This is a genomic window from Streptomyces sp. NBC_01224, from assembly GCF_036002945.1.
GTDB lineage: Bacteria > Actinomycetota > Actinomycetes > Streptomycetales > Streptomycetaceae > Streptomyces.
Map to the genome: position 1 here is coordinate 8,381,366 of NZ_CP108529.1, position 12,857 is coordinate 8,394,222.

At 70.5% G+C, this 12,857-nt stretch carries 11 protein-coding genes; 5 read left to right on the forward strand and 6 right to left on the reverse strand.

Going from position 1 to position 12,857, the window contains the following annotated elements; genetic code table 11:
• Window positions 1-236: 236 nt before the first annotated feature.
• The gene (locus tag OG609_RS38010; RefSeq protein ID WP_327276958.1) at window positions 237-1,163 is read left to right on the forward strand and encodes a carbohydrate kinase family protein; all 927 of its coding nucleotides are present in this window, start codon (window positions 237-239) and stop codon (window positions 1,161-1,163) included.
• Window positions 1,164-1,320: 157 nt separating this feature from the next.
• On the opposite strand, the gene OG609_RS38015 is transcribed toward OG609_RS38010, so the two are convergent.
• Both OG609_RS38015 and OG609_RS38020 read right to left on the reverse strand, forming a co-directional pair.
• Complete coding sequence (locus OG609_RS38015; protein WP_327276959.1) at window positions 1,321-2,097, reverse strand: methyltransferase domain-containing protein; 777 nt, start codon at window positions 2,095-2,097, stop codon at window positions 1,321-1,323.
• Window positions 2,098-2,109: 12 nt separating this feature from the next.
• On the reverse strand, window positions 2,110-4,341 hold the full coding sequence (locus OG609_RS38020; RefSeq protein WP_327276960.1) for an alpha-N-acetylglucosaminidase: 2,232 nt from the start codon (window positions 4,339-4,341) through the stop codon (window positions 2,110-2,112).
• Window positions 4,342-4,533: 192 nt separating this feature from the next.
• On the opposite strand from OG609_RS38020, the gene OG609_RS38025 reads away from it, so the two are divergent.
• The 4 genes from OG609_RS38025 (at window position 4,534) to OG609_RS38040 (ending at window position 8,628) form a co-directional block, all read left to right on the forward strand.
• Entirely contained in the window at window positions 4,534-5,787 is a 1,254-nt protein-coding gene (locus tag OG609_RS38025) for an ROK family transcriptional regulator (RefSeq protein WP_327276961.1), read from the forward strand.
• Window positions 5,788-5,966: 179 nt separating this feature from the next.
• Window positions 5,967-6,164, forward strand: a complete 198-nt coding sequence (locus tag OG609_RS46440) for an SDR family NAD(P)-dependent oxidoreductase (RefSeq protein ID WP_385648019.1) — start codon at window positions 5,967-5,969, stop codon at window positions 6,162-6,164.
• A gap of 169 nt (window positions 6,165-6,333) precedes the next feature.
• Entirely contained in the window at window positions 6,334-7,695 is a 1,362-nt protein-coding gene (gene lysA / locus OG609_RS38035; RefSeq protein ID WP_327276962.1) for a diaminopimelate decarboxylase, read from the forward strand.
• A 9-nt stretch (window positions 7,696-7,704) separates the two neighbouring features.
• Window positions 7,705-8,628: a LysR family transcriptional regulator gene (locus OG609_RS38040; protein ID WP_327276963.1), complete on the forward strand. Its 924-nt coding sequence runs from the start codon at window positions 7,705-7,707 to the stop codon at window positions 8,626-8,628.
• Between the two features lie 19 nt (window positions 8,629-8,647).
• On the opposite strand, the gene OG609_RS38045 is transcribed toward OG609_RS38040, so the two are convergent.
• The 4 genes from OG609_RS38045 to OG609_RS38060 are packed head-to-tail and all read right to left on the reverse strand — an operon-like array spanning window position 8,648 to window position 12,853.
• Entirely contained in the window at window positions 8,648-9,493 is an 846-nt protein-coding gene (locus OG609_RS38045) for a serine hydrolase (RefSeq protein WP_327276964.1), read from the reverse strand.
• Window positions 9,490-11,109 carry an N-acyl-D-amino-acid deacylase family protein gene (locus OG609_RS38050; protein WP_327276965.1) on the reverse strand — a complete coding sequence of 540 codons (1,620 nt, stop codon included), beginning with the start codon at window positions 11,107-11,109 and terminating at the stop codon, window positions 9,490-9,492. The genes OG609_RS38045 and OG609_RS38050 overlap by 4 nt, the downstream gene beginning before the upstream one ends.
• Window positions 11,109-11,882, reverse strand: coding sequence for an amino acid ABC transporter ATP-binding protein (locus OG609_RS38055; protein WP_327276966.1), 774 nt, complete (start codon window positions 11,880-11,882; stop codon window positions 11,109-11,111). The genes OG609_RS38050 and OG609_RS38055 overlap by 1 nt, the downstream gene beginning before the upstream one ends.
• A complete protein-coding gene (locus tag OG609_RS38060; RefSeq protein WP_327276967.1) occupies window positions 11,879-12,853 on the reverse strand; it encodes an amino acid ABC transporter permease in 975 nt (324 codons plus the stop codon). Before OG609_RS38060 ends, OG609_RS38055 begins: the two co-directional genes overlap by 4 nt.
• Window positions 12,854-12,857 lie beyond the last annotated feature (4 nt).

The following is a 12,857-nucleotide window of genomic DNA, read 5'->3' on the forward strand; positions in this document are numbered from 1 at the left end:
GCCCTCCGGGACGACGCCTCGCCTCCTTGCCCACACTGCGATACGCCGGTGCTGCTGGTGGCTCGCTACGGGTCTCCTTGTCCGGCTCAGCCATGGAACGTATGCCGACCGGTTCGGCAGCGGACCGCGTCGGACACGGAGGGGGCGCGACGTTCACGAGTCCGGGACCGAGTGCGACGAACCGTACCCCGTACCCACGCCATACTGGGCCGCGGCGGGAACAGAGAGGCGGAACGGTGATCCAACAGCACACGGAGTACGACGTCTTGGTGGTCGGAGGCAGCGGGGTGGACACCATTGTCCGCGTCGACTCCCTGCCGGTACCGCTCGCCGACTCGGTCCATGTCGGGCCGATCGAGGAGTGGCCCGGCCACACCGGAGGGAATGTGGCCCTCGGTGCCCGGGCGCTCGGCCTGAAGGTCGCGCTGCTCGACTGCATCGGCGACGACTTGACGGGCGCGCAGGTGCGCCGGCGGCTGGCCGAGGGGGACGTGGAGTTCGCCCCGCTGATCTCGGCGGCGGGCACCCGCCGCGCGGTCAACCTGGTGGACGCGACCGGACGCCGGATGTCCTTCTACGATGCCCGCGACCCGGCCGATCTGCGGATGCCCCGGGACTTCTACCTTCCCCGGCTGCGGCGCACCCGCCACGTCCACCTCTCCATCATGAATTTCGCGCGCTTCCTCTACGGGGACATCGAGGATCTCGGTGTCCCCGTCTCCACGGATCTGCACGACTGGGACGGACTCGCCGACCACCACCGGGAGTTCGCGCTCCGCTCCGACCTCGTCTTCCTCAGTGCGGCGGGCGCGGGCCAGGACGCCACCGCCCTGATGCGGGAGATCCTCCGCGAGGGCCGCGCGGACACCGTCGTCGTCACGGCGGGCGCAGACGGCTCCTACGTCCTCACCCGGAACGGCGGCTCGGTCCCGCACCACATTCCGGCGACCGTTCCGCCCGCACCAGTGGTGGATTCCAACGGCGCGGGTGATGCCTTCGTCTGCGGCTTCCTCTACGGGAGACTCGCGGGCCGGGACGCCCTGGAATGCGCCCGCCTGGGTGCGGTGGCGGGCGCCCATGCCTGCACGGCTCCGGGTTCCACCGCCCTCATCACCCAGGAGGCCCTCCTGGCGTCGGATCACGTCCGGAGCAGGAGTCAGTAGACCTCCGGGCGGGCCAGGACGCCGCGGGCAGCGACCCACTTCACACGTTGCCCGCGGCGGCAACCGAAACGATGAAGCGGAACGCCTGGGCTCCGGGACTCCGGGCGGCGAAGCCCGGCGCGCGGCCGGCGTCCGCCGGCAGGGCGACGAGGGCGGCTCACGACTCGGCCACCACGATGTAGAACGTCATCGCCGCGAGGAAAGGGCCGCTTGAGAGGTGGTCCAGCCAGCTTCGTGCGCCTTCCTCGGTGAAGTACCCGGCGGCGACGGCGCGCCGTGTGGTGCGTTCCAGTCCGAGGATCTCATCGGCGGCCCGGGCATCTCGGAAGACGGAGGTGACCGGCAGAACCGTGGGCACCGTGAATCCCGCCTCCGCTGACAGCCGGGCGAGCTGCCTGCCGATGCGGGCGTTACGGATGACCTCGTCCGTGACGTACTGGGTGTAGGCGCGCGAAAAACCGCTGTCCGGATGGTCGACGGTGAGGGTGTCCCAGTCGGGTTCACCCATGACGAGCCGTCCGCCGGGCCGCAGCACGCGGCGGATTTCGTGGAGCGCTCGGGCGGGGTCGGCGATGTGTTGCAGTACGCGGTCGGTACGGGCGCGGTCGGCGGTGCTGTCCGGCAGCGGCAGGTCGTGGATATCGCCGCGCCGGACCGTGACGGTGCTCAGGTCGCGGGTGCGGTGCTCGGCGGTGTCGACCGTGGCCTGGTCGTGGTCGACACCGATCACCTCGCCTGCCGCGGTGACGGCCCCGGCGAGCGCGCCGAGATCGGTGCCGGGGCCGCAGCCGAGGTCGAGCACTGTGTGGCCGGGCCGGATTCCGAGTTCGTCGAGCATGCGGCTCTTGTAGGCGCGAGCCAGGTCGGTCGCGGCAAGGCGGTCCAGGTAGACGACGGAGTCGGGGGCGATGGTCTCGAATGCCGATGACGTCATGGGGCCAGTCAATCAGTCACCGGCAGTCGGAGCGACAGGCGCCAGAAGGGATGCGCGTACGGTTTCGGCCAGCGCCACCGGGTCGCCCGTGGGCTTCACCGGGTAGCTCTTGAGCTCCAGGTTCCAGGCGTTGTCCCGCTCGAACCAGTCGATCGCGGCGGGCGGCTGCCCGGTGACCAGGGCCGTGTCGAGGGAGTCCAAGTACAGCGTCCAGCGCTTGGCATAGAAGTCGGAGACGAGGCCCGACCATTCGCGGTTCGCGTAGTCGCGCAGCCCGCCGGACTCGCTGCCGGACCGATGGCCCCAGGTGGTGAGGACCGAGCGGGCGTCGAATTCCGCGGCGGACCGCTCGGCATCGGTGCCGCCCCAGGACTTGGCGTCTTTGAGCCAGGGCCCGAGCATGAACCGGCGATCGGTGGCCAGCAGCCGGTCGAGCAGGGCGAGGTCCTGCTTCCACTCCGTGGTTCGCTGCCGGTACAGGGCGAGGTCCTTTCCCTCGTACGCGGACTTGATCTGCGGTAGCAGCGTACGGCTGCGGTTGGCCAGGGCCTGTCGGGCCACATCCACCACATCGAAGCGGTACGCATCCGACTTCCGCAGATCGGGGGCGACTTGGAGCAGCTCTGTGAGTGCCTGCTGCACCGTCGACGCGTCGTATCGCATGGACGACGGGCTCCAGCTGGCCGCTGTGCCGACGGTCAGCCCGGGGCGTGCGGTGAAGAGGCTGTCCTGGGACTCGCTCCAGGTGCCGGACGGCGTGCTGTAGGGGCCGGTCCGGAGCAGTTCCCACGCCTTGGCGGCGTGCGGGTCGGTGCCGCCGTAACGGCGTTCGGCGTAGTCGGCGAACCAGGCCGAGTGGTCCAACGGCACGGTGCGCCAGGCGAGTTCGGTGAAGAGTTCGTACGCGACAGGGTTGCCGCCGGTGCCTTCCGGCAGGTACGCGATTCCCTGGAGCGCGCTGTTCGGCTTCTTACGCCACTCGTTGAACCGGGCTGTCCAGACAGCGGTGTTGGCCCCGATCGTGGTGTGGCCGCCGAAGTTGGGGATGGTCCCGAAGGCATAGGGGGCGCCGTGCCAGGCGGCCTCGCGGTCCAGGCCGTTGTAGCGGTCTGCGAGTCCGTCGACGATGAAGAGCCTGCTCTTGTCGACCGCGTCGATGAGCTGCGTGGAGGGGTTGTTCTGCCAGCCGAGCAGGACCCAGGTGGCACCCGGGTGCGCGGTCTGCAGGGCATTCATGACCGCCTTGGCCGCGTCCCCGATGGGCACGTCGCCCGGCCTGCCGCCTTCGTGCAGCAGATCCATCTTGTACATGGCGGAGTCGCCGAACAGCTTGCGCTGGTGACGATAGAAGGCCTCCGCGACCTTCGGGAACATCTCGCTGCGCGGGTCCAGCCAGTCCGGCCGTTCGAAACCGACCCAGCCGCCCTGCGGGACCACGGGGCCGGTGGGGTTGCGGTCCGTGAACCCGGGCGGAACCGTGCCGTAATAACCCGGCAGGACCGGCGTCATGCCGAGTCGGCGCAGCCGGTCGGCGATCCTGCGGCCGAGCGCGGCGCGCTGATCCAGCAGCTTCTCGGTGACCGGGCCGCCGAACCCGGACATGTTCTGCATCAGCCACCACGGCTGGTGCGCCGGGCCCGGAATCCAGGACGTGAGCTCCTTCTTCGCGTACCCGAACTCCTGGAAGGTGTCGTAGTACACGGCGTCCGCGCCCATCTGTACGAACACCTCGTTGACCCCGTGCAGCGCGAGGACATCGATCTGCTTCTCGTACGAAGCCCAGTTCCGGTACGCGCCGGAGTAGCCGTCGTCCGTGTCGTTGAGGGCGAACCGGTGCGGTACCGAGGCGTCCTGGCGGACCGTGCCGACGGGTGCCGGGAGCTTCTTCGGGAGCTTCGACGTGCTGTCGCCCGGCCAGCCGATGTCCACCTCGGCCGTGTACTTGAGGTACCAGTTGACGCCGCTGAGGAGCACGGCGGGGCTGGTGCCCTGGATGCGCACATGACCCGTGGTCCCGGAGACGGCGAAGTAGTCACCGGATGCGGGACGGCTCACCGGCACGAGGTCGAACTGCCCGGCGTGTCGGGGGAGGAGGCGGCGCAGTGCTGCCTCCGCCGGTCCGGCGGCGAAGGCGGGCCTGTCGCTGGGGGCGGCTTCTGCGGGAGCGGCAGGAGTGCTCAGCACCGTGGCCAGCACAGCGAGGGCGGCAGTGCAGGCGACGATCCAGGATCTGAGGCTTCTCAAGGTTTGACCTCGTCCGATGAAGGGATGCGGGGGCTTGCCGAGGACATGGTGCGGACGCGCATCAGACTTACTAACGGAGCATTCGTTAATATGAGCGGGGTGTGCCGCGGTCGTCAAGAGCGCCGACAGCCCGGGTTCTCGAAGCGCTGGGTACAGTGCCGACAGCACGGTCGGGCAAGGGAGTTGACGCACATGCCAGTCCGGAAAGCAGCGGCCACCGGGCCGCACGTCCTGCGCCGGATGAATGTAGCCGCGGTGCTGGCCGCACTGCGGGAGGGGGACACCCCCACCGCCCGCGTCACCGACCTCGCATCGCTCACGGGACTGTCACGGCCCGCGGTGACCAGGGCCCTGACCGAGCTGAGGGACTGCGGCCTGGTGGAGTTCACCGCGGGTGCCGGACCGCAGCAGCTCGGCCGTCCCGCCCAGTACGCCAGGTTCCGTGCCGAGTCGGGACATGTCGCCGGGGTCGACATCGGTCCGCACAAGGTGCTGGTGGTGATCGCGGACCTGGCAGGTCAGGTGCTGGCCACCCATCGTGCGGCCGTGGACAGGGGAGTGGCCGGGCCACAGCTCTTCGCCACCGTCCGCGCCGCACTGACGGCGGCAGTGGCCGAGGCGGGCGTGCCGTTGTCGAGCCTGTGGGCGGTGAGTGCGGGCACTCCGGGCATCGTCGACCGCGAGCGGGGCGAGGTGCTGCTCGCTCCCAGCATTCCCGACTGGGCCGGGCTGCCCGCCGTTTCGCTGCTGCGCGACTGGCTGCACTGCCCGGTGTCCATCGACAACGACGTCAACCTCGCGGTGCTCGCCGAGCGTTGGCGCGGAGCCGCGGTCCCCGCCGGAGCGGGCAGTGGCGTCGACGCCGGTGTGGGTACCGACTGCCTGGTCTTCGTTCAGTGGGGGCGGCGTATCGGCACCGGCATCGTCATCAACGGCAGGCCCTACCGGGGCAATTCGGCCGCCGCCGGTGAGCTGGGCTTCGTCGACCTCGTCGGTGATCCCGACACCCGTCCCGGACCGCGCCCGGCCGACGGCATGGGGCCGTTCGAGCGGCTGGTCGGCGCCGAGGCCATTCACCGGCTGGCCCTGGAGGCCGGCGCTCCCGTGGGCGACGCCCATGACATCGCACCGCTCTTCGCGGCGGTGGAAGCGGGCGACCGGGCCGCCGTCGAGGTGGTGGAGCGCGTGGCCGCCCGGTTCGCCCGAGGACTCGCCGTACTTCTCCTCGTCCTCGATCCGGGCAGGGTCGTCATCGGCGGTGGGGTGTCGCGAGCGGGGGACACCCTGCTGGGCCCCGTGCGCAGGCATCTGCGATCGCACACCCTGGTGCCGGTCGAGCTGAACGCATCGGTGCTCGGCGAACGAGCCGTTGCGATGGGTGCGGTGCGCCATGCCCTGGACGTTGCTGAAGAACGCGTGACGACAACACACCAAGGCCACACGTAGCAGCGAGGGGGCGGACCCGTCCCAACAGCCGGTTTCACCCGGACGGTCGGCCTGCGTCACCCCGCTGCTGTCCGGGCGGCGCCATCACTGGCCGACACCGGAAACGCTGAGTCCGTCGTGCCTCTCATGGCGCGCCTGGACTGGCCGCCGCCGGTGCCGCTCGTTGCTGGGAGACCGTGATGGATCTGCACCTGACAGACAAAGTGGCCGTGGTCACCGGCGCCGGCAGGGGCATCGGCCTTGCCGTGACACAGGCGCTCGCCAACGAGGGCGCGCGTATGGTCGCCGCCTCCCGCACCCCACCGAACCCCTGTCCGAGCCGGCGGCGCGCAAAGACGTCCACTTCGTGCAGGTGGACCTCATCGACGGAGGACTGATCACGACCTCGTGACGGAAGTTCCCGGCCCGGTACGAGGGGCCCTGCCCACGACCCTCGACGCGGGATGAGCGTCGAAAATAGCGAGGCTCAGCCACAGAAGAATGCGCTTTTGTGACTCCTCGTGCAGGCCGCAGGATGGCGGAGAACCGGCCTACGGGGGAGGAACCATGTCGTCAGCCATTGAAACGGGTCTGCTGCCCTTCACTTCCGAGATCAGCCCGGAAGGGCTCGCCGTCGGAGGCGTCCTGCTCACCGAACTGGCACAGCGTTTGGGAACACCGCTCTTCGTGTACGACGAGGAGCACCTGCGCCGACGCTGCCGGGAGGCGGTCGCGGCCTTCGGCCAGGACAACGTCGCCTACGCCTCCAAGGCGTTCCTGTGCACGGCCATGGCCCGACTGGCCCATGAGGAGGGGCTGTTGCTCGATGTCGCCTCCGGCGGCGAGCTGCGGGTGGCGCTGCACGCGGGTGTTCCGGCCGGACGGATCGTGCTGCACGGCAACAACAAGGACGAGGCGGAGCTGCGCACGGCCATGTCAGCCGGGGTGCGGCACGTGGTGGTCGACAGCTTCGACGAGATGGACCGCATCGAGCTCCTGCACGCCGAGGAACAACTGCCACCCGCCCGGGTCCAGTTGCGGGTGGCGCCCGGTGTCGCCGCAGGCGCACACGAGGCGATCCGGACCGGTGGCAACGACTCGAAGTTCGGCTTCGGCCTCGTCGGCGGAACCGCCGCGGCCGCCGTGCGGCGGGCCGTCGGCTCCCCGGCCATGATCCTGGAGGGCGTCCACGCGCATGTGGGCTCCCAGGTGCTGGACACGGCGGAGCTCGCGGCAGGAGCCGCGGCCGTCGCACGGTTCGCGGCGGAGACAGGGGTGCACCGGCTCACCGTCGGCGGCGGCCTCGGCGTCGCATACCAGGCGGGGCAGACCGTACCCTCGTTCGCCGACTGGGCGGCCCGGGTGCGCACCGCGGTGCGCGATGCGGGCTGGGGCGGCGACGTGACAGTGGAGCCCGGCCGGTCCATCGCCGCCCGCGCGGGGCTGACCCTGTACCGGGTCGGCACGATCAAGCGGATCGAGGGCGTGCGGACATACGTCAGCGTCGACGGCGGGATGAGCGACAATCTGCGCCCCGCCCTGTACGGCAGTCGCTACGAGGTGTTCCTGCCGCGACGCCCCCGCGCCCCGCGACCGCTGCGGGCACGGCTGGTCGGCAAGCACTGCGAGAGCGGCGACGTGATCGTCGACGACGCCGCCCTGCCGGCCGAGGTCGCGGTGGGTGACCTCCTGGCGACGCCGGTCACGGGCGCATACGGATATGCCATGGCGTCCAACTACAACAAGTTGCCGCGCCCCGCAGTCGTCTTCGTGTCCGATGGCCGTGCCCGCACCGTGGTGCGCCGGGAGACCGAGGAGGACCTGCTGCGCCTGGACGTGGACGAGCCCGCCGTGCTGACGCACTGCGCCGCCCGGAACCTGTCCGTCCGGGCGGGTGCCGGGGCGGCACAGTGCGACGGCACGGCCTAACCTGACCCGATGCTGAACAGTGCCCGACTGCTCGTCCTGCTGGAAATCGCCCGCACCGGCACCATCGTGGCCGCGGCCCAGGCGCTGCATCTGAGCCCGTCCGCCGTCTCGCATCAACTCGCCAGGCTGGAGCAGGAACTCGCGGTGGCCTTGGTGGAACGTCAGCCGCAGAGCCTGCGGCTGACAGCGGCCGGTGCGCGGCTGGCCGAGCACGCACAGGCTGTCGCCGACCTGATGGCCGTCGCGCAGGACGATCTGCGGGCGCACTCCGAAGGCGACGCCGGGGTACTGCGGCTGGGCTTCTTCGCCTCCTCGGGCCTGGAGCTGCTCCCTCGCGCGCTGTCCGCCTTCGCGGCCGAACGGCCCCAGGTCGAGCTGGAGCTGATCCTGGGGCAGCCGCACGAGCTGGTTCCCGATCTCGAGGCGGGCCGGCTGGATGCGGCGGTCGTCTTCGAACATCCGTTGGACCCCTGGTGCCGGCAGGCGGCCGTGGACGTGGAGATGTTCTTCGACGAGCCGCAGCTGGTGGTCCTCCCGTTGCGGCACCGCCTCGGTCGGCGCACCGCCGTCCGGCTCGCCGCTCTGGAGGGGGAGAGCTGGATCGGTACGCACGGTGGCCACACCGGCGAACCGGTCCTGGAACGCGCATGTGCGGCCGAGGGGTTCCGGCCGCGGGTCCGCTGCCGCAGCGATCACTACCAGGTCACGATCAACCTGGCCCGCGCGGGCATGGGTATCGCGCTCGTCCCGGCCCTCGGGCTCGGCGACACCACGGGTGTGCACGTCTGCCGGCTGGACCATCCCCGACTGCACCGGCGGATCGGGGTCGCCACTCGGCCCACCAACCGCAACCCGCTGCTGCGGATCTTCCTCGCGGAGCTGCGGTCGGCCGCCGAGGAGATCCGGTCGCTGCTGGAGATGCAGTGGTCCTGACCGGCGGGGCGTGCCGCTCTCATCCGGCGGCGCGGCGTCGGGCACAGGCCGCGAGGGTGCGGCCGACGTCCCGGATGGCGTGCACCGCGGCCCGCTGCGTGCTGGGGCCCAGCGCCGGGTCCCAGTGTGCCACCACCGCGTACGCCAGCCGGCGCGCACCGACGATGACACCGGCATCGGCGCGGACCCCGGTGTCGGTACCGGTCTTGTTGGCCACCAGAAGCCCGTCGGGCAAGGGGTTCGGGAAGCCGGGGGCGTACGGGTCGTGATCCACCAGGGCGGGGACCAGACCGTGGTCGGAGTTGGCGCGCATCCACTCGAGCAGCCGTGCGGAGGCTGCCGGGGAGCTCATCGTGCCGCGTACCGCATGTGTCACCAGCCGTGCCAGGTCCCGGGCGGTGCCGGTGGCGAAGACGGGCGGCACATCAGGGCCCCGGATGTCACGGACCTTGTCGTGCAGTGTGAGGCGGTCGAGCCCGAGTTCCTCCGCCAGCCGGGCCGTGGACTCGTGCCCCACCAGGCGCAGCAGCGCGTTGGTGGCGGTGTTGTCGCTGACCGAAGCGGTCAGCCAGGCCAGATCCTCGACGGTCCAGCCGCGCCTGCTCATCCGGCGCAGCAGCCCGGTGCCGTCCGCCATGTCCTCGTCCAGGACTTCGACGGGCCGGTCGGCGAGCAGCTCACCGGTGTCCAGTCGGCGTGAGACCTCGGCGAGCAGCAGCAGCTTCGAGGCGGACGCGACCGGCAGCACGATGCGGTCGTGGACCCCCACCGTCTCGCCGCCGTCGATGTCGACGGCGGCGACGGCCAGGGTGAGCGGCAGCGCTGCCGAGCGTCGCGCCGCCGCGGCCACTTGGGCCAGACTCATCGGATCCTCACCACTTCTCCCGCCCGCGCCGCGGTCGGGCAGCCGCCCCTGACCGCGACCCGCCCCGCCACCACGACGGTATCGATGCCTTCGGGGGCCAGCAGCGGTCGGTCGAAGGTGGCGGTGTCACGTACCGACGCCGGGTCGAGGACGACCAGATCGGCGAGGGCGCCGTCGCGGACCACGCCGCGGCCGGTGAGCCCGAACCGCCGGGCCGGCAGACCGGTCATCTTGTGCACCGCGTTCTCCAGCCGGATCAGTTGCTGGTCGCGGCCGTAATGGCCGAGTACGCGGGCGAAACTTCCCGCCCAACGAGGGTGCGGGCGACCGGGTTTGGGGACTCCGTCCGAGCCGATCATCGACAGCGGGCTGGCGAGCACCCGCCGGACGTCGTCCTCGCGCATGGAATGGCTGATGATGGTCACCTCGCCCTGCTCGGCCAGCAGCAGGTCGCACGCGTAGTCGACCGGGTGGACGCCGCGCCCGGCGGCGAGGTCGGCGATGCTGCGTCCCTCGGCCTCCGGGTGCGCCTGCGCGGCGGCCACGGTGATGAGGTCCCAGCCACCGTTGCCCACGGTGTTCTCCCACCCCTTGACGCCCTGAGCGATGTCCGTCCGGATCCGCTCACGCGTATCGGCCCGGCGCAGCCGTTCCAGCAGGGCACCGATGCCGCCCTCGCTCGTCCACGGTGGCAGCATGGCGTGCAGAACGGTGCTGCCCGCGGTGTACGGGTAGACGTCGCACAGCACGTCCACGCCTTCGGCGCGGGCCTGTTCCAGCCGGGGCAGGGTGCGCAGCGTGGCGCCCCAGGCGTGCCGGCCCGCGGTCTTGTGGTGGGAGATCTGCAGCGGGGCGCCGGAGCGCACCGCGATCTCCAGGGCTTCTTCCAGGGCGGTCTCCACCTGTGACATCTCGTCGCGCAGATGGGTGACGTAGGGCTTGCCATGACGCGCGGCGACTCCGGCCAGCGCGACGATCTCCTCGGTGTCGGCGTAGGTGCCCGGCGGGTAGATCAGCCCCGTGGACAGGCCGGCCGCACCCTGGCCGAGCGCCTGGTCGAGCAGCGCGCACATGGTGTCCAGCTCGTCGGGCCGGGGCGGGCGGGCCTCGAAGCCCATCACCCCTGCGCGCAGCGTGCCGTGGCCGACCAACGAGGCGATGTGGGTGCGGCGCAGGGCAGGGTCCTGTCCGGTGGCGAATGCGTCGAAGTCCACGGCGGGCCGTACAGGTCCGAGCCCGAACGTCACTCTGAGATGCTCGGCGAGTGAAGGCAGCCGTTCCGGCAGCGAAGGGAACAGGCTCGTCCCGCAGTTGCCGCAGATCTCCGTGGTGACGCCCTGCAGCAGTGGTGCGAGGCGAAGGTCGTCGACCGGCTCCGCGGTGCCGTCGGCGCCGTGGGGTGCCGCGAGGGCGTCGGAGTGCGTGTGCACATCGATGAAGCCGGGCGCGATGACCTGACCGGTCACATTCAGAGTCTCTGCCGCCGCGGCCGGGGTGCCGGCGGGAAGCACGGCGATCCGTCGGTCCACCACCGCGATGTCCGCGTCCCTGGCAGGTGCGCCGGTTCCGTCGACGAGTGTGCCGCCGCGCAGCAGAAGATCCAGTGGGCGGCCCATCACAGCACCGTCGACAGGAAGGCCCGCGTGCGCTCGTGCCGCGGTTCGGTGAACACAAGCTCCGGGCTCCCGGCTTCGACGACGGCACCCTGATCCATGAACAGGACACGGTCGGCGACCTCGCGGGCGAAGCCCATTTCGTGAGTGACCACGACCATCGTCATACCGCTGCGGGCCAGGTCTCGCATGACGCCCAGGACCTCGCCGACGAGCTCGGGATCGAGAGCGGAGGTGGGTTCGTCGAAGAGCATGAGTGCCGGCTCCATGGCCAGTGCCCGGGCGATCGCCACGCGCTGCTGCTGCCCGCCGGACAACTGCCCCGGGTAGTGGTCCGCCCGGTCCGCGAGACCGACGTGATCCAGCAGCTCCCGGGCCTGCTTCTCGGCCTGCGCACGGGAGAGGCCCTTGACGGCGACCGGCCCCTCCATCACGTTCTGCACCGCTGTGCGGTGCGGGAACAGGTGGAACCGCTGGAACACCATGCCGATCCGCTCCCGCTGCCGTCGGATGTCACGCGGGCGCCGCTCGCGCAGGACACGCCCGGACGGGCCGTGCTGCTCGTAGCCGATCAGCTCACCGTCCATCCACACCCGTCCCGCGTCGATCTGCTCGAGGTGATTGAAGCAGCGCAGCAGCGTCGACTTCCCGGACCCGGAAGGGCCTATGACACACAGCACCTCACCGCTGCGGACATCGAGATCGATGCCCTTCAGCACCTCGGTGTCACCGAATCGTTTACGGACCCCACGGGCCCTGAGGATCACCTCGTTCATGCCGCTGCCTCCTTCCTGTCACGCCCGGGTACGAGATTCGCCAGGACCCTGCGACGCAACGGTGGGGCGGCGCCCGGGCTGTAGCGGCGTTCGACGGCATGCTGGCCGATGCTCGCGATCGTGGTGAGCACCAGGTACCAGAGGGAAGCCACCAGCAGCAGCGCCACCACCTCGAAATTGGCGAGGTAGAGGTGCTGGGAGACGGTCATCAGATCGGCGCCCGCGATGACCGAGACCAGCGAGGTCGTCTTGAGCATGGAGATGAACTGGTTGCCGAACGGCGGGATGATGACTCTCATCGCCTGCGGAAGGATGATCCGGGACAGGATCTGACGGTTCGACATGCCGATGGACGCACCCGCCTCGCGCTGGCCGGGGTCCACGCTCTGAATGCCGGCCCGCACGATCTCGGCCATGTAGGCGCCCTCGTTGATGGAGAGGCCGAGCAGGGCCGCCACGAAGCCGGTGATGACCTGGTTGGACTGCCAGCTGATGAGTTTCGGGCCGTCGAACGGGACACCGATGCTGATCACCGGGAAGAGCAGGGCCAGGTTGAACCAGAAGATGAGCTGGACCAGCAGCGGGGTGCCCCGGAAGAACCAGGTGTAGGCACCGGCGGTGAGACGCAGGACCGGGCTGTCGGAGAGCTGCATCACCGCGACGAGTACCCCGATGGCGATGCCGAGAGCCATCGAGACGAGCGTGAGCTGAATGGTCACCCCGAGACCCTTGAGGATCACGCCGTCGAACTGGTACTTGGCGACGATGTCCCAGTGCAGGTTGGGATTGACGATGACGGTGTAGGCGAGCCACACCGCGAACAGTGCGGCGGCGAGGACCGCCAGCCAGCGCCCGGGACGGGGGCGCCGGGTCACCTGGAGGGAGAGGTCCTCCTCCGGCGTTGTCGCATTCGTTGTGGCGGCTGCCGGTGCCGCACCGAGGGCGGCGCCGGGCATTTTCCGGTGGCTCATGTCC